Annotated in this window: 19 protein-coding genes; 6 read left to right on the top strand and 13 right to left on the bottom strand. The window is 42.5% G+C overall.

The genetic code is table 11. The features are described from left to right. Positions 1–91 precede the first annotated feature (91 nt). Both xerC and AAEZ02_RS14650 read left to right on the top strand, forming a co-directional pair. Positions 92–991 carry a tyrosine recombinase XerC gene (gene xerC, locus AAEZ02_RS14655; protein WP_124014052.1) on the top strand — a complete coding sequence of 300 codons (900 nt, stop codon included), beginning with the start codon at positions 92–94 and terminating at the stop codon, positions 989–991. Further along, positions 991–1731 carry an HAD-IA family hydrolase gene (locus AAEZ02_RS14650; RefSeq protein ID WP_124014053.1) on the top strand — a complete coding sequence of 247 codons (741 nt, stop codon included), beginning with the start codon at positions 991–993 and terminating at the stop codon, positions 1729–1731. The genes xerC and AAEZ02_RS14650 overlap by 1 nt, the downstream gene beginning before the upstream one ends. A gap of 7 nt (positions 1732–1738) precedes the next feature. Here the strand turns inward: AAEZ02_RS14650 and AAEZ02_RS14645 are convergent, their stop codons facing one another. Then, the gene (locus AAEZ02_RS14645; RefSeq protein ID WP_101032977.1) at positions 1739–2239 is read right to left on the bottom strand and encodes an AlbA family DNA-binding domain-containing protein; all 501 of its coding nucleotides are present in this window, start codon (positions 2237–2239) and stop codon (positions 1739–1741) included. A gap of 113 nt (positions 2240–2352) precedes the next feature. Further along, positions 2353–2865, bottom strand: a complete 513-nt coding sequence (locus AAEZ02_RS14640) for a hemerythrin domain-containing protein (RefSeq protein WP_335688245.1) — start codon at positions 2863–2865, stop codon at positions 2353–2355. Positions 2866–3453: 588 nt separating this feature from the next. Here AAEZ02_RS14640 and AAEZ02_RS14635 point away from each other — a divergent pair. Then, a complete protein-coding gene (locus tag AAEZ02_RS14635) occupies positions 3454–6450 on the top strand; it encodes a UvrD-helicase domain-containing protein (protein WP_351123723.1) in 2997 nt (998 codons plus the stop codon). 138 nt (positions 6451–6588) lie between these two features. On the opposite strand, the gene fis is transcribed toward AAEZ02_RS14635, so the two are convergent. The 3 genes from fis to prmA all read right to left on the bottom strand — a co-directional run bounded on the left by fis (position 6589) and on the right by prmA (position 9043). Next, positions 6589–6894 carry a DNA-binding transcriptional regulator Fis gene (gene fis / locus AAEZ02_RS14630; RefSeq protein ID WP_011635942.1) on the bottom strand — a complete coding sequence of 102 codons (306 nt, stop codon included), beginning with the start codon at positions 6892–6894 and terminating at the stop codon, positions 6589–6591. Between the two features lie 23 nt (positions 6895–6917). Then, positions 6918–7880, bottom strand: coding sequence for a tRNA dihydrouridine synthase DusB (gene dusB / locus AAEZ02_RS14625; protein WP_124014067.1), 963 nt, complete (start codon positions 7878–7880; stop codon positions 6918–6920). Between the two features lie 281 nt (positions 7881–8161). Continuing rightward, complete coding sequence (gene prmA / locus AAEZ02_RS14620; protein ID WP_124014057.1) at positions 8162–9043, bottom strand: 50S ribosomal protein L11 methyltransferase; 882 nt, start codon at positions 9041–9043, stop codon at positions 8162–8164. 446 nt (positions 9044–9489) lie between these two features. On the opposite strand from prmA, the gene AAEZ02_RS14615 reads away from it, so the two are divergent. After that, positions 9490–10233: a fumarate reductase cytochrome b-556 subunit gene (locus AAEZ02_RS14615; protein ID WP_351078305.1), complete on the top strand. Its 744-nt coding sequence runs from the start codon at positions 9490–9492 to the stop codon at positions 10231–10233. A 469-nt stretch (positions 10234–10702) separates the two neighbouring features. Here the strand turns inward: AAEZ02_RS14615 and rho are convergent, their stop codons facing one another. Both rho and trxA read right to left on the bottom strand, forming a co-directional pair. Further along, positions 10703–11965 carry a transcription termination factor Rho gene (gene rho, locus AAEZ02_RS14610; RefSeq protein ID WP_101032971.1) on the bottom strand — a complete coding sequence of 421 codons (1263 nt, stop codon included), beginning with the start codon at positions 11963–11965 and terminating at the stop codon, positions 10703–10705. Between the two features lie 223 nt (positions 11966–12188). Further along, positions 12189–12515, bottom strand: coding sequence for a thioredoxin TrxA (gene trxA / locus AAEZ02_RS14605; protein WP_101032970.1), 327 nt, complete (start codon positions 12513–12515; stop codon positions 12189–12191). A 153-nt stretch (positions 12516–12668) separates the two neighbouring features. Between trxA and rhlB the strand changes: the two genes are divergently transcribed. Then, positions 12669–13973, top strand: a complete 1305-nt coding sequence (gene rhlB, locus AAEZ02_RS14600; protein WP_101032969.1) for an ATP-dependent RNA helicase RhlB — start codon at positions 12669–12671, stop codon at positions 13971–13973. A gap of 3 nt (positions 13974–13976) precedes the next feature. Further along, positions 13977–14918 (top strand): Ppx/GppA phosphatase family protein, encoded by a 942-nt coding sequence (locus AAEZ02_RS14595; RefSeq protein ID WP_101032968.1) that lies wholly within the window; start codon positions 13977–13979, stop codon positions 14916–14918. An 81-nt stretch (positions 14919–14999) separates the two neighbouring features. Here the strand turns inward: AAEZ02_RS14595 and AAEZ02_RS14590 are convergent, their stop codons facing one another. From AAEZ02_RS14590 to tatC, 6 genes are all read right to left on the bottom strand, one after another. Continuing rightward, complete coding sequence (locus AAEZ02_RS14590; RefSeq protein WP_101032967.1) at positions 15000–15551, bottom strand: thioredoxin family protein; 552 nt, start codon at positions 15549–15551, stop codon at positions 15000–15002. Positions 15552–15917: 366 nt separating this feature from the next. Then, a complete protein-coding gene (hemB, locus tag AAEZ02_RS14585) occupies positions 15918–16928 on the bottom strand; it encodes a porphobilinogen synthase (protein ID WP_101032966.1) in 1011 nt (336 codons plus the stop codon). 14 nt (positions 16929–16942) lie between these two features. Further along, entirely contained in the window at positions 16943–18868 is a 1926-nt protein-coding gene (locus AAEZ02_RS14580; RefSeq protein ID WP_101032965.1) for a sensor domain-containing diguanylate cyclase, read from the bottom strand. Continuing rightward, entirely contained in the window at positions 18865–19683 is an 819-nt protein-coding gene (locus tag AAEZ02_RS14575) for a TatD family hydrolase (RefSeq protein WP_124014060.1), read from the bottom strand. The genes AAEZ02_RS14580 and AAEZ02_RS14575 overlap by 4 nt, the downstream gene beginning before the upstream one ends. An 18-nt stretch (positions 19684–19701) precedes the next feature. Continuing rightward, a complete protein-coding gene (locus tag AAEZ02_RS14570) occupies positions 19702–20235 on the bottom strand; it encodes a hypothetical protein (protein WP_101032963.1) in 534 nt (177 codons plus the stop codon). A gap of 51 nt (positions 20236–20286) precedes the next feature. After that, on the bottom strand, positions 20287–21045 hold the full coding sequence (gene tatC, locus AAEZ02_RS14565) for a twin-arginine translocase subunit TatC (protein ID WP_101032962.1): 759 nt from the start codon (positions 21043–21045) through the stop codon (positions 20287–20289). Positions 21046–21047: the final 2 nt, after the last annotated feature.

Genomic DNA, 21047 nt, shown 5'->3' with positions numbered 1-21047 from the left:
GCGTAGTTTAGTGTGTTAAATGAGTATTTTTCAACAATGAAATAGGCTTAAATGGCGACGGCCTGAGTAGTTACAATCTGGGAGTACCTTGATGAAGCCAACAGACTGGCAAACGATATTTAGCCAACATTTGACCTCAGAAAGACAGCTTTCAGCCTATACCGTGCGTAACTATATGTTTGAACTGCGTCGAGTTGAAGCCATCTTAACGGAACCAACCAAGCTCATAGATGCCACTCGTGAACAACTGCAATCTGTACTGGCAAGGTTACATCGTAAAGGATTGAGTCCTCGATCTTTGTCTTTGTGTTTGTCTGCCTTAAAACAGTTCTTTGATTTTTTATTGCGCGAAGGTGCCGTAACGGTAAACCCAGCACAGACATTAAGTGCACCAAAACAAAATAAACCCTTACCAAAAAATATGGATGTGGATGCCGTTAGTCATTTATTGTCCATAGCGGGCGATGATCCTTTGAGTTTGCGTGACAAAGCCATTATGGAATTATTTTATTCAAGTGGTTTACGTTTAGCCGAGCTAGCCAGCTTAGATTGCGCTGACATCAAGTTTGATCAACGTGAAGTTAAAGTCATGGGTAAGGGCAGTAAACAGCGTGTTGTGCCTATTGGTAAGCTAGCCTTACAGGCATTGACCGCTTGGCTGAATTGCCGTAATCAACTACCTTGCGCTGAAGCCGGAGAGGCGTTATTTGTCAGCAGTCAAGGCAAACGATTGTCTCATCGTAGTATTCAAGCGCGTATGGCTAAGTGGGGGCAAGAGCAAGCCATGGCGGTCAAAGTTCATCCGCATAAGTTGCGCCATTCGTTTGCAACCCATATGCTTGAATCAAGCCAAGATTTACGTGCCGTACAAGAATTACTCGGTCATGCTAACTTATCGACGACACAAATTTATACCAGTTTAGACTTTCAACACCTTGCCAAAGTGTACGATAACGCGCATCCAAGAGCAAAAAAAGACAGGGGGAAATAATGATATCGCCATTGCCTAAAGCTTCAATAATCCAATATCAGCGTCTACAAACGTTTAGCGCGATTAGTTTTGACTTAGACGACACGCTGTACAATAACCTTCCTTATGTAATGCATGCCAGTGAGCAACTGTTTTGGTTCATTAATCAAACCTATCCCGCTACAACAGCGTGGAATGTCGATCAATGGCAGCAACTCAAACATGCGCTGTTTACGCGACACCCAGAGTTAGCTCATGATACCAGTGCCGCCCGCTATGCCATGTTGCACCAAGGTCTTTTACACTTTAATTATAGCGAAGTTGAAGCCAGTAAAGGGGCACAAGATGGGATGACCTGTTTTCATCATCATCGTAGTAATTTTACCATTGATAATAATGTGATGCAGTTGCTAGAACGTCTCAGTCAACGCTACCGACTTATCGGTATCACCAATGGTAATGTCGACACCCAACGTATTGGGTTAGATAAGGTGATGCAATTTGTATTACACCCAGGTCATGGCGTTAAAATGAAACCTGCAGCCGACATGTTTACCCTCGCTTGCCGCCAGTTAGATATTAGGCCGTCGGCGTTATTGCATGTGGGCGATCATCCGCTGTCCGATATTGCTGGGGCGAAAATGGCGGGCTGCCAAAGTGTCTGGTTAAATCCATGTATGCAGCAACGGCATAAAAAAGCACAACCGGTATTACCGCATATTGAAATCAACCAATTGGATTTACTGCTCGAGTTGCTTTAGCGCGGATTTAGCCTTTTAGGTCGATACCTGCTTTAAGGCTCATTTGTTCCACTTGCTCGCGGCTAGCATGCATATCAGCATCACCTACACGAAAGTAGGTGCCGCTATAAGGATCGGTGCCGACGTAGATAGGTCTTATTTTTACGTCGACGCAGGGTACATGGATGCGAATAAGCTTTTTAGACATAATTTCGATAATTTGCACATCAGTCGGCGCTAAAATATTGTGACTGATTTTTTTCGGATTTTGTAGAATTGTCCAAATTTCACTGAGCATCGGCATCGGATTAACAATCCCTTCAATCGTAAAATCACCATGCAGTTCTTTTACGCCTAAAATAATTTCACCGCCTAAGGTATTGGCAAAAGCGCTGTAGCTTTCCCACATGCCTTCGGGCAAAGTACCCTTGCCGTCTCGTCCACCCGCTAACTTAAACTCTACTTGGGCAGACTCATGTAAATTGGCGATGTCGTCTAGGGCAAATGTTGGGTAATGATGAGGGGACATACTGACTCCATAATATTGCTGGCAATGTTACTGTATGAAGTTTCGCTAAAAAAAGGAAGCAAATCCGCTTGGGTTAAGTCGGCGTTGCTTCTCAAGAAGGGGATTTGAGTAAATTATAGCGCTAATGTTTTGGGGAACAATAGGGTGTTTTCAACGTCAATATGAGTTTGTAAGTCGGCATCAAATTCAGCCAAGGTGCGATAACATGCTTGCCATGTGTGGCAAACGCCTGCAGGAATAGTGTAGTCATTGGTTAAGCGTCGAATAGTATGAAGCATGAGGTCGGCATTATCATGCTCGTGCAACATCATGTTAATCGGGTTGCCAATATGGCCAAAACAGCCATTGACAGGCTGACCTAAGCTGAGGGATTTAATCGCTGGAAACAGGATCTGTTCTTCTTTCATCAAGTGGGGCATTAATTCGTCAATTAACTCGCGTACACATTGCGCCAATGGTTTGATCTCATCATGATCATCACCATGAGCACGAAGCATTTTTTCGGTGTACTCAATCAATAATGGCGCTGTTTCACGGATATACCTATGGTGAGTCGCTTCAATATGATCGATTAAATCAACCAGCGATAATAGTGATAACTGTTCAGTTGTTTGCGGTGTTGACATGAGCCACTCCAAAGATGCACATAATTTACATGTATATTATATGCATCTTTTAATGGCTTCAATTTACTCGCAATGGTTTTGTTAGCTGGTTCACATATTCGGTGCCAATTTATACATTATTGAGTAGACGATTCAGCGCTATTTAATCTAGTTGCTCTAGATTGATTTGGCTTGTTTTAGTTTAACGACAACGGAACAAGGCGATAATTATGGCTAATTGATATGTAAATAATTGTTTGGGTCCACTTCACCATACCAACAAACCCTTGTTGGTATGTGGCTGCAGTTATGTCATCAACGGCGACCAGCATGTCAACAATGCGGATGTAGATGAGCATTTTTCGATAATTTATCGGGTGTTCAATAGGCCGTCGATCGCCGCGTTACACTAAAGGCGATATCGCGCTATAGGTTATTGACAACATTTCGGGGGGCTCTTCGTTAAGCCTGTGAGTTGCTTAGCACATTCACTTAATCACCGACGAGGTGTATTATTGCTTTAAATCCGTAATGGCTAATTATTTGCTGTAAAGTTATCTTCAATATTAGTCGGTTAACCCCTGAAACCATTTAGTCGTAGGTTTTACATTGTCAGCAGAATATTCAGTTAAGCATATCCCTCACAGTTGGTTTGGACATTTGTATCAGCGCAGTGCCAATGCGCTTGAGTTAACGACAGAGGGCATCACCTTTATTTCAACTCAAGGGCAGTTTTTAGCACGATTTAGACAGACTCATCAATTGCTCAATGCTGGCCACCTATCGTGGCAGCAGTTAGATCACCCGCCAGTTTTTAGTGCCAGTTTACTCGGTAGCTTGCTAAGTGTGAATGCCGCCGGTACTTGTTATCAAATTCCATTTCTGAGCTATTTCGCTAAGTCTCAATTTAAACAACAAGTCGAATTACTCTGGGCCTTATCCCATGAAAACCAGTTATGTGATTTGATCTCTCGAATTGAAAAAGCAATATCGAGCCGCTATTTACGCCAGTCATTGGTTGACAAAATACGCCCGAGAATTGAGCGAGAATACCGCCGCTGGTTTCCCTGGAGTGACCGCGTCGAATTGCCCACAAAAACACGCGCGGCGTTAACTCAATTGCGCGATTTTTACCACTGGAATAATGCGGATGTGGAGCATATTCGTGAGCATTATATTCAATCTCAATTACTCGCGTTTGCTGACTTTTTCGATCATGTAGAATCAAACCCATTAACCGATAAACAGCGCCGTGCATGTATTATTGACGACGATAACAATCTGCTGTTAGCGGGTGCGGGAACCGGTAAAACCAGTGTAATGGTTGGCCGCGCGGGGTATTTAGTTGCCAGTGGCCAAGCTCAAGCGGATGATATTTTATTATTGGCTTATGGTAAAAAAGCCGCCAAAGAAATGGACCAGCGAATTAAACACCAGCTTGGCACCGATGATATTAAGGCGAGTACGTTTCATAGTTTAGGATTGAAAATCATTGCCGAGGTTGAAGGTGTTAACCCCAGCTTGTCACCTTGGGTAAACGATGAGCAGGCTAAAGATAAATGGGTGCACAATAGCTTACAAACCTTGATTGAAGATGAGCCTTATCGTAAACAAGTTTTTGACTATTTTAGTCATTTTTATTACGTGGAGAAAAACCCGTTCGAATTTACCACCGAAGGTGATTACTTTGAATATCTAAATGATAACGACATCCGCTCATTAAAAGGCGAAAGAGTGAAAAGCTTTGCTGAGCTGTATATCGCCAATTGGTTATTTATTAATGGCATTGAATATCAGTATGAAGCCAAATATGAATATGACGTCAGTACAGTTGATTTTCGTCAGTATCAAGCTGATTTTTATCTTCCACAACATCACGTTTACATTGAGTATTACGCTATCGATGGCGCCAATAATACTGCGCCTTATATCGATAACGCTGCGTATTTTGCATCAATGGAGTGGCAACGTCAGTTACATAAAAAACATCAAACTAACTGCATTGAATTATTTTATTATCAGCACAAAAAAAATCAGTTAATCAACAGGCTCGAGCAGGCCTTAACGGTATTTAAAGTTAACTATTCGCCATTGCCTGACGACGCCATATTGGCAACCCTTCATAAGCTAGGACGAGTGACTGAGTTGGCTAAACTGTTCAGTCAGTTAATCGGCTTATACAAAGCGGCTTGTGTTGATGAAAAAGGCTTAGAGCAGGTATTTGCCAATGCTGGCGATCCTCAACAAACCCGTAAAGCGTTTGAATTGTTGCAGCCCATTTTACAGCAATATCAGCAGCATTTATCTGCGAGCGGTGATATCGACTTTGAAGATATGATCGCTAAAGCGCTCGGTTATCTGCAAAGCGGCCAATATGTTAGCCCGTGGCGATATATTATGGTCGATGAGTTTCAGGATATTTCAGAACCTAGAGCGCGTTTAGTGCGTGCCCTGCGAGATTCGAGAGCGAATACGAGCAACACTGATACCTCACTATTTTGTGTTGGAGATGATTGGCAGGCCATCTATCGCTTCAGTGGTGCGGATGTCAGCTTAACGACTCAATTTTCGCGGTATTTTGGCAATACTACCGAAACATATTTAGACCTTACATTTAGATTTAATAACCGTATCGGCGAAGTAGCCAGTGCCTTTGTGAGCAAAAACCCTAATCAAATCAACAAAAATATTCATTCGTTAGTACAGGTTGTCGATCCTGCGATATCAATACTTCGCCGCGGCGCCAATGAGGGCGCAACCAAAGATGAACCGAGTAGCAATGCATTAGAGCAAGCCTTGAATGCGCTGTCTGTCCGCGTAGCTAAAGCCACTGATAAGCCCACAACTAAACCGACAGTATACTTACTGGCACGCTTTTGGTTTCAGCTGCCAGATAAAGATCTGCTGCGTCAGTTAACGGTTAACTACCCCATGTTAGTGATTGAGTGTTTATCGTTTCATGCATCCAAAGGTAAAGAGGCTGACTATGTGGTGATCATGGGGCTGACACAAGGCATACATGGGTTTCCGTCAAAAAAAATGACCCCACCAATACTCGACGCTTTCTTGCCTCAAGCTGAAGATTTTGAATTTGCCGAAGAACGGCGATTATTTTATGTCGCACTGACTCGAGCAAAGCATCGGGTTTACGTGTTAGCCGATATGACCAATGCCAGCCCATTTTTGGTCGAACTTATTCAGCAGCACTATGCCATTGAACAGAATGAATTCAGTAGGTCTTTGGTGCAAACACTGTTTGAGCAGATCAAATGTGCTCAATGTACTACGGGCACGCTAATACCGGGAACCGGCAAGTTTAAGTCATTTTTCTCCTGCTCACATTCTCCATTATGCGATCACAAACAAGCAGGCTGTGATCTCTGTGGCAGCCCAATGACTCGCAAACGCGCTAAAGGTTTCACTATTTGCTTAAACGATAATTGTGGTCACATGGCACCATTGTGCAACATATGTGGCGCTGATATGACCTTAAGAGAAAGTGCCCGTGGGGCTTTTTGGGGCTGTAAAAATTATCGAGGTAATAGTGGGCTCAGCTGTAGCCATACCATTGCTACAGAGAAAATCACTCGGCTACAGGCACATTAGTCATTAAAAAGGGATGTTTCTCATCGTCTTTAACGCTTGGTGATAAGTGGTGTGTCATTATGGGGGTAACGGATAAAACAAAACGGGCTTACCATTGCTGATAAGTCCGTTTTATTACAATCACTTAGACGCTAAGTCTTAGTTCATGCCATATTTCTTTAATTTCTTACGTAAAGTACCACGGTTGATACCTAACATATTAGCAGCGCGCGTTTGGTTGCCACGAGTGTGTTGCATGATGATGTCTAGTAAAGGCGCTTCAACTTCGCACAATACCATTTCATATACTTCAGAAGCTTCCTGACCGTCTAACTGTGAGAAGAAGTTAGTTACGGCACGTTTAACTGCGTCACGTAATAACTGCGGCTTGATAGTGCCGTTTGCTGTTTCGATTTTGCCTACGGTAAGCTGGTGAACTTCTGTGTTAGTTGTCTGATCAAACATTCTATTCTGCTCTTTATTAAATTCTAAACTAATTCATCAAAATAACATTCTACGAAGGAATGTTGCTGGGCAGCGGTTTCAAGCCTATTGAAGTCAGCACGAAATTGACGCTGTTCCTCATGGTTTAGGTACCACCCGACATGCTTTCTAGCAAATCGGACACCTTTGTATTCGCCATATAAGTCACAAAGTTTCTTAAGGTGTTCAAGCATTACTGTGCGTTGCTCTTCTGCCTTAATTGGCGCTAACTTTTTACCTGTTTCCAGGTAATGTAGGATTTCTTTAAAAATCCATGGCCTTCCTTGTGCACCTCTTCCTATCATCAGGGCATCGGCGCCAGTGTAGTCAAGTACAAACTTGGCCTTCTCCGGTGTGTCGATGTCCCCGTTGGCGATAACAGGAATTGAGACAGTCTGTTTAATTGCTTTGATAGTGTCGTACTCGGCAAAGCCTTTGTACATGCATTGTCTTGTTCGGCCGTGAACGGCGAGCGAGGCAATACCACAATCTTCAGCAATTTGGGCTATTTCAACACCATTACGATGTTCAGGCTCCCAACCTGTGCGGATCTTTAACGTTACTGGTACATCCACTGCTGCGACCACGGCTTGTAAAATCTCTTTTACTAAGCTGGGGCTTTGCATTAGCGCCGAACCCGCAAATTTTTTATTCACTTTCTTTGCTGGGCAGCCCATATTGATATCAATGATGTGCGCACCTTGTTCAACGTTGAACTTAGCGGCATTGGCCATTAAATCAGGATCTGCCCCTGCTATTTGTACCGAGCGTATCCCTTCTTCGCCAGAATGCATCATGCGCTGACGGCTTTTATCGCTGTCCCAAACATCGGGATTCGACGAAAGCATTTCTGATACGGCCAAAGCTGCGCCATAGCGTAAACAGAGATTTCGGAAGGCTTGATCGGTGACACCTGCCATTGGTGCGGCAATCAGCTGATTAGACAGTTGATACGGGCCAATTTGCATTATGTACTTCACCTTGCTCTCCAAAGGGGCGCTATAGTAGCCCTTTTTCACGGCTGTGAAAAGGTCAATAAATGACCTAAATGCAACTTTTTTGCTTGACTTTCATTAGCCGTCACATCTTTGACTAATAAATGAGGTTTTTCGACTATTTTTGAGCACTGGTGCGAGTTGCAGAGAGACTTTTTCTGTATCTAAGTGTCAATAATTGATGTTAATGACCTGTAAACGAGGACTGACGCACTCAATTATGGTTAATTGAGTGCGATTTTTCTGCGTGTTGGCTACTTACGTACCCCAGTTAAGCGGCTCCAGTCTTCCTTGTTGCTAACGGGATCCATGATGAACCATTGGCTGTAGAAGTCGGATACATCTTGGGCTTGTTCTTGTAATAAACCCGAGAGTGCTAGTTTGCCACCCACTCTCACTTTTTCGGCTATCAATGGCGCGAGTTCTTTTAATGGGCCGGCAAGTATATTAGCGACTAAGACATCGGCCTGTAGGTTAGCGGGTTGATCTTCTGGTAAATACAGTGCCAGTTTATCGACTACGTCGTTACGTTCAGCATTGGCTTTTGAGGCGTCAATGGCTTGATAATCAATATCAACACCAGTGACTTTCTTGGCACCGAGTTTAATGGCTGCAATGGCTAAAATGCCTGAGCCGCAACCAAAGTCGATGACTTCTTGGTTTGATAAATCAAGGCTATCTAACCATTCTAAACATAAGGCCGTTGTGGGGTGAGTGCCAGTACCAAACGCTAAACCGGGGTCGAGAATGACGTTAACGGCCGTCGGATCTGGAATTTTACGCCAGCTAGGACATATCCATAAGCGTTCACCAAATTGGATAGGGTGGAAGCTGTCCATCCATTCGCGTATCCAGTCTTTGTCTTCTACTTGTTCAATTTTATGCTGAAAACCTTTTCCTAGAAATGGCATAGATTCTAAAAATTCGATTGTCGGCGATAAATCTGTACCTGCATCAAATAATGCAATCATTACAGTATCTTGCCACAGCGGAGTTTCTCCTAGCTTGGGTTCAAAAATAGGTTCGTCTTGGCCATCTTCGTAAGTGATACAAATAGAACCTTGATCCATTAATAAGTCGCCAAGCATGTCGGCGTTATCGCGATGAGTGTGAATGCGTAATTGGATCCAAGCCATGGGATTTTCCTAACTGTGGTAAAAGTAATATCAAATTGGCGCTCATTATACGCAAGTTATTTTAAGATGCTCGTGTCCATGAGCGTTTATTGGTTTTTAGCTCGGCGCAAAGGGGCACTTTACGGTTAAGTTTATGGAGCAAAAAATGGCAATTGATGCAAAAGCATCTAGCCCGTAAATTTTTAAGCTAAAGAGTGGTCGCTTTTACTTGGATCACATTTCAGAATTATTCTTTCGATTATTTCAACTGCTGAATGCTAGTGACTATAGTTAGTTAAGTGTCAGTATTATTTGACTGTTTATTTGATTCTTTGTGTGATCGGCTTCTAACTCCAGCCTAATAGTAGGTGAGCATTATCACGGTTTGATTGTCGTTATTTGCAGCTATGCAACAACTCTTGATATGGTCAATGCTTGCTATTGTGCCTGACTGGAAGTGATGATTTATGGCTGCGAATTCTTTGCAAACTAAAGCCGGCAGTGGTGCCAATACTGCTAAAGGGTTTGCTAATCCCGTTTGGGCTGATCTAATAGATAAACTGCAAAGTCTATCTGGAGTGGTGCTTGGGCTTTTTTTAGTGATGCATCTGCAGTTTGAGTCGAGTCTTTTACTCGGTAAAGAAGCTTTTTATCAAGTGGCACAATTTATAGAAGGTGGCGTGTTCAGTGAAACCGATCATGGCTACTCTCTGTTGACGCAAATATTTTTCTGCTTTATATCATTAGTCGTCTCGATCCATGCGGTCCCAGCCTTGTGTCGTTTCCCTACTCAAATTGGACAATGGCGAGCTTTACGTAATCAAATGCGTTTTTTACCCCATGAAGAAACTAAAATCTGGTTTTGGCAAATGATCACTGGCTTTTTGTTGTTCTTTCTCGTCCCGATCCACTTTTTTACCATGATGACCCCCCCTGAGACTGGCCCGTATCTTTCTGCTGAGCGGGTATATCACTTTAATACATGGGCGTCATATGTGTTGTTATTGCCCATCGTCACGATTCATGCGGTGTTTGGTTTATATCGAGTAGTGGTGAAATGGGGTTTGGTTGCGCACCGTTTTGCCATGCTCAAGTTTGCTAAGATGCTGTTTGGCTATTTAATGCTGTTAGGGATGGCAAGTATGCTGGTTTATATTATTCTCGGCCGTTCTCTGGGGTTACCTGAGGTGCCATATGTGTCGACGTTATAGGCAATGAAGATTATTCATATCGTCATTCAGTCAGGCACAAGCGCGAATAAGAGCGAAAGCTGGTACACGGTAGCAAGCGGTAAAGCGAATCAATAGCGAATAAGAGCTAGGTGCTAGATCGCTTCGCTGCTAGATGCTATAGGAGCTAAAGCAGGTAAATGGTAGCTAGCGGTAGAATACGATATCAAGCGGTCAAAGCGATGAATAGCGATAGCAAACGGTAAAGAGACTAAGAGACTAAGAGCTAGGTGCTTACGAGCTAAAAGCTAAAGCTGAAAATCGATATCAAGCGATGATAGCGATCGCTTCGTTTACTGAAAAAACGAGATGCAGATTGATTTAATCGCTGGAAGCGTACTAGTAGGACGTAGTCCGCTGCAGTTTCTAGCTACAGCTTATTATTATTTAAACAAAAAAATGCCGCTAAAGTAGCGGCATTTTTGTAATGATTTGGCGATTCAGTAAATAATTACTTCGCGCGTTTCATTGCGGTAAAGAATTCTTCGTTCGTTTTGGTCATAGCCAACTTATCGATTAAGAATTCCATTGCAGATACCTCATCCATTGGATGAAGAATTTTGCGTAAAATCCACATTTTCTGAAGTTCTTCAGCTGTGGTTAATTTTTCTTCACGACGTGTACCTGAACGATTGAAATCAATCGCTGGGAACACACGCTTTTCTGCCGCCTTACGAGAAAGGTGTAACTCTTGATTACCTGTACCTTTAAATTCTTCGTAAATGACTTCGTCCATTTTCGAACCGGTATCAACAAGTGCGGTAGCGATAATAGTTAAACTGCCACCGTGTTCAATGTTACGTGCAGCACCGAAGAAACGCTTTGGACGGTGAAGTGCGTTGGCATCAACACCACCGGTAAGGACTTTACCTGATGATGGGATAACGGTGTTGTATGCACGAGCTAGACGGGTGATAGAGTCTAATAAAATGACTACGTCTTTTTTGTGCTCAACTAAGCGCTTGGCTTTTTCAATAACCATTTCAGCAACTTGAACGTGACGACTTGCTGGCTCATCAAAGGTTGAAGCAATAACTTCACCTTTAACCATGCGCTGCATTTCGGTCACTTCTTCAGGACGTTCGTCAATCAGTAATACCATCAACACCACATCCGGGTTGTTGTAAGTAATACTTTGAGCAATGCTTTGCAGTAATAATGTTTTACCGGCTTTTGGCGGCGCAACAATCAAACCACGTTGGCCTTTGCCTATCGGTGAACAAAGATCAAGGATACGCGAGGTGATGTCTTCTGTTGAACCATTACCACGTTCCATACGAAGACGTTCTTCAGCATGAAGTGGGGTTAAGTTTTCAAACAGGATTTTGTGGCGAGAGCTTTCTGGTTTATCAAAGTTGACTTCACTGACTTTTAAAAGTGCAAAGTATCTTTCGCCTTCTTTCGGCGGTCTGATTTTACCAAAAATACTGTCACCAGTACGCATGTTAAAACGGCGAATTTGGCTTGGTGAAACATAAATATCGTCAGGACCCGCAAGGTATGAGCCATCTGAACTTCTTAAAAATCCAAATCCGTCTTGGAGGATTTCTAATACACCGCCACCGAAAATGTCTTCTCCGCTTTTGGCGTGAGCTTTCAAAATAGAGAAGATGATATCTTGTTTACGGGTACGAGCCATATTTTCCAGATTCATGCTTTCAGCAAGAGAAACTAGATCCGAAATTGGCGTGTCTTTTAATTCTGTTAAATTCATGTATGGGAGTCTTGTGTTGCGCGACGAAGCTAACCGCAATCAATCAGTAGGATTGAAAAGATATTTTATGATTGATAAGCGAGAAGAGGTTAAGTTGAAAAGATCTGATGAATAAATTAGCACTATATACGTTGGGCGTCCACAAATTTAGGCTAAATATTATTTTAAAGCGGCACAAACTGTTTAAAACTTGTGCCGATTAACATTTTTAGGCTATTTCTACTTAGATTTTAGTGTCGATAAACTCTTTCAGTTGTGTCTTTGAAAGTGCGCCAACCTTGGTTGCCACTAGTTCGCCACCTTTGAACATTAACAATGTTGGAATACCGCGGACGCCGTATTTCGCTGGTGAAACGCTGTTTTGGTCTACGTTTAGTTTTGCCACGGTCAGTTTGCCTGCATACTCTTCAGCAACGTCGTTTAGGATTGGGGCAATCATTTTACAAGGACCACACCATTCCGCCCAGAAGTCGACTAATACGGGTGTTTCAGACTTTAATACGTCGTTTTCAAAGCTGTCATCGCTTAGGTATATAATTTTATCGCTCATGTTGTTCTCCGGATTTGGTTCCATTGCTAGTTTATTAATGGCTTACGATGTATATTGGGTCAGTTAAATAGCTTTTCAAGAGACCGTTTTAGTAATGTAGCTATTTCAAACGATCGAATCTTTTTTTGCAACCCCTACAGGTATGCTTGTGCTATGAGCCAAACACATTTATCGACCCAGAAATTCGCCGACTTCCCTTTAAAGCCCGAAGTACTAGCGGCGTTAAACGAGAACGGCTTTGAGTTTTGTACGCCAATACAGGCGTTATCTTTACCTATTTTACTTAATGCAAAGGATATTGCCGGACAAGCCCAAACAGGTACCGGTAAAACCATGGCCTTTTTAGTGGCCACATTTAACCATTTATTAACCGTTGCTGCACCTGAGGGGCGCAAAGCAACCGAACCTCGCGCTATTATTATGGCGCCAACACGCGAGTTAGCAATACAGATTGCTAAAGATGCCAACTTATTAGCGGCACATACAGGCTTAAGAGTCGGTATTGTTTACGGTGGCGAAAGCTATGAAACTCAACGCGCTGTATTGGATAAGGGTGTTGATATTTTAATTGGTACCACTGGACGTATTATCGATTACGTGCGTCAAGGTGTCATCAGTTTAAGCCACATTCAAGCCGTGGTGCTTGATGAAGCTGACCGTATGTTCGATCTGGGCTTTATTAAAGACATTCGCTTTTTATTCCGCAGAATGCCTGATGCTAAGTCACGCTTGAATATGCTGTTTTCTGCCACGCTGTCGATGAAAGTGCAGGAATTAGCTTATGATCATATGAATGATCCTGAGAAAGTTGAAATCGAACCGTTAGAAAAAACCTCTAAAAATATTAAAGAGGAGATTTTCTATCCGTCGATGGAAGATAAGATGCGATTATTATTGAGCTTAATCGAAGAAGATTGGCCTGATAAAGCAATTGTGTTTTCGAACACAAAACACAGCTGTGACAAATTGTGGTCTTATTTAGAAGGTGACGGTCATCGAGTCGGTTTATTAACTGGCGATGTACCACAAAAGAAGCGTATTCGTATTCTTGAGCAATTCACCTCTGGTGCTATCGACGTTTTAGTGGCAACAGATGTCGCCGCGCGCGGGTTACATATTTCTGACGTTTCACACGTGTATAACTATGATTTACCAGATGATTGTGAAGATTATGTTCATCGTATTGGTCGAACAGGTCGGGTGGGACAAAAAGGCGTTTCAATTAGTTTTGCTTGTGAAGAATACGCAATGAATTTACCTGAAATTGAAACCTTCATTAACCATTCGATTCCCGTTTCTAATTATGATCGTGATGCACTATTAGATGATATTCCGCCTCCGGCACGTATTCATCGTAAGCCTCCTACATCTCGTACGCGTGATGGCGGAAGTAAAGGTGCGCATCGAAGTGGTGGTAATACTTCGCGTCCACCACGTCATAGGACTCGTAGACCATAGTCAATGCCATTGCTAACTGTATCTCAACCCTATGCGGCGATAACGCTAGGCTCTAACAGTTTTAATATGTTGGTGGCTAATTCGGTAGGTAATAAACCGATTGTTATCGCTAAATATAAACGTAAAGTTCGCCTTGCCGAAGGTATTGGTGATGATGGCATTTTGTCTGAGCATGCTATGCAGCGTGGCTTAGCGTGTTTGGCTATGTTTGCTGACATGCTGGCGCAACATCATATTAATAGTGATAATGTGGCTGTATTTGCTACAGCTACCTTGCGGGTTATCCGTAATGCCGATGAATTTCACCAAAGAGCGATGCCTATTTTTCAGCATCAAATTGAGGTCATTTCGGGGTTGCGAGAAGCTGAGCTTATTTATCAAGGTATGGTTGCCACGACTAAAGGTAAGGGACGCCGTTTAGTTATTGATATTGGCGGCGCGAGTACCGAGTTTATTATCGGTGATGGGAGCCAGGTGCTGTTTAAAACCAGTTTGCCAATGGGCTGCGTGCTATTTAATCAACGATTTTTTAGTCAAGTGCCAGTTAACATCAGCGACTTTGAACAGGCTATAGATTACGTTAATACCATGTTGGCACCACATCGTCCTCAATTGCTCGACTTAGGTTGGCAAAGTGTTGTGGGGGCTTCTGGAGCCGTTCAGTCAGTGGTGTCGGTGTTACAGCATCGACAGCTCTCCGAGGTGATGACTCTAGATGTTTTGTATGCTTTTCGAGATGAAGTATTATCGCAATCGGATGCCAGACTTCGAGGGATTAAAGGCTTAAATGCCGAACAAGCGCCCACTTTTTCCGCGGGAGTGGCGATATTAATTGCGTTGTTTGAAAGTTTATCGATTAGTCGCTTACATCTTGCTGGTGGTGCACTTCGCGAAGGCGTGTTGCAACTGCTAGCCGATCGTATTGCTGCATCAGCCAGAGGTTGAATGCAAGATAATATAATGGCCGTAATTGAATAAAAAAAGGTCGCACTTATGCGACCTTTTTTATGCTTAAACGATTAACCATTACTGTAATATTTTGACTAAATCGGCTTCTAAACTGACCGTAGGTCGTTCAACAATACGGCCCATTTCTTTGCCTTGTTGATGCACAATAAAGGTTGGAATTCGGCTGAATGCATATTTTGCCGCAAGCCCTTCAGGATCCTGCTTATTGCGATCGACGCCAATGTATTCAACTTCAATGTTGGGATTGGCTACGGTTTCAATAATTCGCATAAAGTGCGGTGTTTCTCGATGGCAATCAGGACACCAAGTGCCAATGATAACCACAATTTTTGTCGGTTCTTTGATTGCCTTAAGTACATCAATTGCACTTGCATCAACTTGATAGTTAGCAAAGCCTTCAGCATAGCCTGGCAATTCACTCGCTATCGTTTGTGATTGGATCACGCCGGTTAAAATCACTTCTTGTTTCTCCTCGCTGCATGTGGCAATAAAGCCTTGTTGATCTTTTTCAAACGCGCAACCTGCATTTGCAGATACGACCATAGGTAACATTTGAGTACTGAAAAAGAGTGCGGTTGTTGCCAATAAAGTTCTAACGCTATTGTTCATGATAATGTCTCATTTAAGAAGTGAAGACTGTACTGTAAGGCATACTCAGTATGGAGTAATAAATACTTTTAAAACAGCTATTTGCATCTCTTTTGCGCAATCCATTGACCTGTTGTCGGGTCATTTTGCCTTGTTAGCAAAACGAATGACAAGTTTGATATGAAATAGGTCAAATATTGTGATTTTAGCTTGCTTACTCCACCCCGTAACCCAATTTGAGGTTACGTATTCAAGCATGCTTAAACCGGAGTGTTAAGGGGACATGTTTGATGATGCAAACTAGATCACGTTAATGAGCCGATAGTGGTACAAGATGAAAAAGCCAATCCGATAGAGATTGGCTTTAGCAGAACTTAAACGGTTGAATTACTTTTGCTCTTTCAGCCACTGTGCTGCACGTTTAGCAAAGTAGGTCAGAATACCGTCTGCCCCAGCGCGTTTAAAGCAAAGTAATGATTCCATCACGATGGCTTTTTCGGCTAACCAACCGTTTTGAATAGCGGCCATGTGCATGGCGTATTCACCGCTGACTTGATAAGCAAATGTGGGTACGGCTAATTCTGTTTTGACCCGGTGTACTATGTCTAAATAAGGCATACCAGGCTTAACCATCACCATGTCAGCTCCTTCTTGGATGTCTAATGCGACTTCATGCAATGCTTCGTCGCTATTAGCGGGATCCATTTGGTAGCTGTGTTTATTGCCGCCTTTTAAATTGCTAGTTGAGCCGACTGCATCACGGAAAGGACCATAATAGTTTGATGAATATTTAGCCGAGTAAGCCATAATCTGGGTATTAACAAAGCCATTTTCTTCAAGGGCTTGGCGAATTGCACCAATACGACCGTCCATCATGTCTGATGGCGCGACAATATCTGCACCCGCAGCAGCATGTGATAGGGCCTGTTTAACTAAAACCTCAGTGGTGATGTCATTTAGGATATAGCCAGTATCATCGATGATACCGTCTTGGCCGTGAGTGGTATATGGATCTAAGGCTACATCAGTCATGATACCAAGCTGCGGGAATGCTTGCTTTAATTCGCGTACAGCACGCTGTACCAAGCCATCGGGATTATAAGACTCTTCAGCAAGTAAGCTTTTCTTATCGACAGGTGTAACGGGAAATAGTGCGATAAGCGGAATGCCTAGTTCAACAAGTTCGGCGGCTTCTTTTATCAATAAATCAACCGAGAAACGCTCAATACCTGGCATTGAGGCGATTTTTTCTGAGCGTTGAAAACCTTCTAAGACAAACATCGGATAAATAAGATCGTTAACCGTTAAGGTATTTTCAGACATTAAACGACGGCTAAATTCATGTTTACGCATGCGGCGCATTCTGCGCTGTGGGAAGGCACTGGTAATAATATTCACTTTCGACTCCTGGTTTAGATCTGGTCTGTTTCGAGCTGGTAAGAGCAGACTTTATTTCGGCCGCTGCGTTTAGCTTGGTACAGGGCTTTATCTGCTTGTTCTAGTAATAATAATGGATGTTGATCACTGTCTATAATCGCCTCGCTCACACCAATACTGACCGTCATTGATATCGTGTGCCCATTATGGACAACGGCGAGTTCGCTAATGGAACGGCGAATTTTCTCTGCAACGAGTAAGGCGCCTTCTTTATCAGTGCAAGGTAAAATAATAGCAAACTCTTCACCGCCAAAACGTGATACGAGATCCGTTGGACGCTTTAAATATTCACTCAGTGTATTCGCAATCGCTTGTATTGTGAAGTCACCGGTAAGATGACCATATTGATCATTAATATCCTTAAATTTATCGATATCAATCATTAACAAGGACATTGGTGACTGCTGACGACGACTAATACGACCTTCGGCGATTAAGCGTCGGTCAAAAGCACTGCGGTTTTTTACACCTGTCAGGCCATCAATGGTATTTTGTTCCGTCAACTTTTGGTTGGCCTCATTGAGCTCACGTAAGGTCATCTCTAATTCCAAGGTGCGCTCTTGTACCATCTGCTCAAGTTTTTCATTATTTTCGGCTTCACTTCGCAGGGCTTCTTCGCGAGTTTCACGAAGTCGTTGAGCTTGTGCTAATGCCTGTTGTTGGATTTTAAATTTGGCCTTACGTTCGTCATTGTAGCGCAAGGCGAGCACTGCAGCCATGGTGAGCACTTCAAAGGTGAGTCCTATCATGATGGGCGTTTGTGGCGACATATCGGGGGTGAATAAGCCGATATAAATTAATCCGGTAATAATGCAACCAATCATTAATCCCATACGACCTATGGCATATAAAGGTGCATTTCGTTGGCCACCAAAGGCTTGAATTAATGAGAAAGCCATTAAAATGGTACAGATAGTTAACACCACAAAAGCCAATATGTATAACGCAGAGCTGTAATTAATAAACGGCATAATGACCGTTAAACTGAAACAAAGTACAGCCATGATACGACAAAGGTATAGCATTTTTAAATTATGATATTTGAGCTGCAATACTTTTTCAGTAAACATCAATGAACATCCCAGTGTAAGTGGGATCACAATGATAAAAATATATTGTTGCATAAAGGGCCATTGAGGCCACAAATACCGAAAGGAGACGCCATACAGAGACGCCGTCAATAATGTTAACCCCAGTACATAACCGCTGTAATAACTGTAACTATATGATGTAGATGCAAGTGCGATAAATAAACTGAACAGACAAATAGCGAGTAATAATCCTATTTGCATGCCATTAAATAAGTTTTTAGTTTCAGTAATTTGAGTCAGGTCATTGGATGACCACAATACCAGAGGTAGCCTAATACTGCCTTTACTGTCTATTTTGATGTAAAAAGTGTGGGTTTCACCTGGCTTAAACTGGACAGGATATAAAAAAATATTACTTTGTAATGGACGGTGTTTAAACGCAAGTGTGTCACCCATTATTTCTGTGCTGACGAGATCACCATCAATCATATGGTATATTTTGATACTGTCGAGCAAAGGGTTGTCTAAAGCAATAATGCGTGACAAATGGTCATTGGGGTTAAATATACTAAAACTCAGCCAATAATTTTCAATGCCTATCTTGTATGGTTGTTTAGGGTTGAGTTTTTGCCAGGTATTTCCAGGTTGTTGTAATAATCTGGCTAACGTTTCAATATCATCACTTTTGTTGGCGTAAACCCAGTCTTGCAGTTCAATTTTGCTAATCGAATCCGACGTGAGCCTCAGTGGCATAGTGGTTAATGTATCAGCCCAATTGCTGTGGCTAATCAAGATTAAACACATCCCAATTAATACCCTTGGCTTATATCGATTAAGTTTGCGCAAAACCTCAGCTATTATGGTGTTCATAAATGGCTGCTCAGGTGTTTATTTGCGGGTAATTGGAAAAAATCACGACTATTTTTATAGCATGCTTGCGCTAATGATGTAGGCGATTGCTGGCGTAAATTTGCCATATACTCAACAATATAAGGTAAGTATTGAGGTAAGTTTTTACTCGATTTAGGTTTTGGTCGCATACTGCGCGGTAGTAAATAGGGACTATCTGTCTCTACCATTATACGGTGGTCGGGGATCAATGGTACTAGTCGTGCTAGTTCTTGTCCTCGGCGCTCATCGCAAACCCACCCTGTAATACCGATATGCAAATCAGCCGCTAAGCATTCGATTAACTCATCTTTACTGCCAGTAAAACAGTGTAATAAGGCATTAGGGAGTAGAGCTCTGTACTCATTTACAATGGCAATGAAGTCCGCATGTGCTTCACGACAATGCATCAGCACTGGCATATTGAGTTCACAAGCCAGCTCTAATTGCGCTGCAAATACTTTTCTTTGGGCCGGACGCGGTGAAAAATCGCGATTATAATCAAGCCCACATTCACCAATAGCAACCACAGTGTCTTGCCGAGCGAGTTGTGTTAAACGCGTTTTGCTGTGTTCGTTCCAAGACGATGCATGGTGTGGATGAATACCTGTGGTGCAGTAGAGCTGTTGTGGATATTGTTGGCAGGTGGTTATTGCTTCGGCACTTTCATCGAGATCGCTGCCAATAACAATTAACGGCGAAACATGGTGTTTCGCCGCGTCATTGATAATAGTGTCAATGTCGTGCTTAAGTCTGTCACTAAGCAGATTAACTGCAATATCGATGTATTGAGTCATGAGATCAAAGTGCTGTAGTTACTTTAATCGTCTAACTCGGGTCGTCGCATTACGATCATCAGTGCCTAGTAGAAATGAATTCAAGGCACCGGTTTCAATAAAGATGCGTTGACCTTTATCGACTTTATAACGCTCAGGACTACTTTGTTTCCAAACTTGACCATTAGTAAAGGTGATGATTAATTCGCCATATGGCGCTTTTTTAACTGCAGATACTTCAAAATAAACTTTATCGACTTCATCTTCTACCACTTTCGTTTTTAAGCCAAAATCATCAACACTGAGTACTTGAGGGCTTGCAACTAATGGTGCTACAACATTAGGTGTAGCTGGCGGTTTTGGTACCTCTGATGGAGCAACCTTAGTTGTATTTGTCGTCGTCATTATATGAGCGCTAGGTTTAGCATTAGCGGCTAACTCGTCATAACAAATTAGCCGCTCGAGCTTGTCCGTTTTAGCGGCACAGTTAGACAATTGCTGACCAAGATTAGTATTGGCATATGCATTAGCCGACATCAATATGATCCCAGCAACAATTAAACTTAAACGCATTTATTCTTCCTTATTATTTGCTTCTTAGCCCGTAGAGGCTTCCTTTATCGCTTAATCATCAGCTTTTTCATTTTCTTGCTCGTCTTCTTGCTCGTCTTCTTTTTTGCTGTAAAAACGTGCGGCTATTAGGCCACCTTCAAACAATAACAACATTGGTATTGCTAGCATAGTTTGCGAGATGATATCGGGTGGCGTCAGTATCATGCCAACAACAAAAGCTCCTACAACAATATACGGACGTTTCTGGCGTAACTCATCTGGTGTGGTGACACCCGCCCAGCAGAGTAAAACCACGGCTACGGGGATTTCAAAGGCTAAACCAAAAGCAAAAAACAGTTTTAGAATAAAACTTAAATAACTGCTGATATCAGTAGCGACTTCAACACCGTCAGGGACTACGCTGGTAAAAAACCCAAAAACAACAGGGAAAACAATATAGTATGCGAAGGCAATTCCAAGATAAAACAGCAGGGTACTGCTGGCTAATAAGGGAAAAACCAAACGTTTTTCATGTTTGTATAACCCAGGTGCAACAAAAGACCACACTTGGTAAAGTACATAGGGAATTGCAATGAAGAATGCCAACACGAGTGTTAGCTTGAACGGTGCAAAAAAGGGAGCTGCAACATCAGTTGCAATCATACTGCCCGTTTCAGGTAGAGATCGCATCAATGGTAGGGCGATATAGTGATAAATATCATTAGCCCAATAAACCATAGTAATAAAGACGATTAACACACTGCCAATGGCTTTGAGCAATTTGTTGCGTAATTCAAGCAAATGGCTAATAAGCGGTTTCTGTTGCGACATGA

Source organism: Shewanella sp. T24-MNA-CIBAN-0130, from assembly GCF_040310185.1.
Lineage (GTDB): Bacteria > Pseudomonadota > Gammaproteobacteria > Enterobacterales > Shewanellaceae > Shewanella > Shewanella psychromarinicola.
The sequence above is the reverse complement of the archived record's forward strand: the minus strand, read 5'-3'. Positions and strand labels throughout refer to the sequence as shown.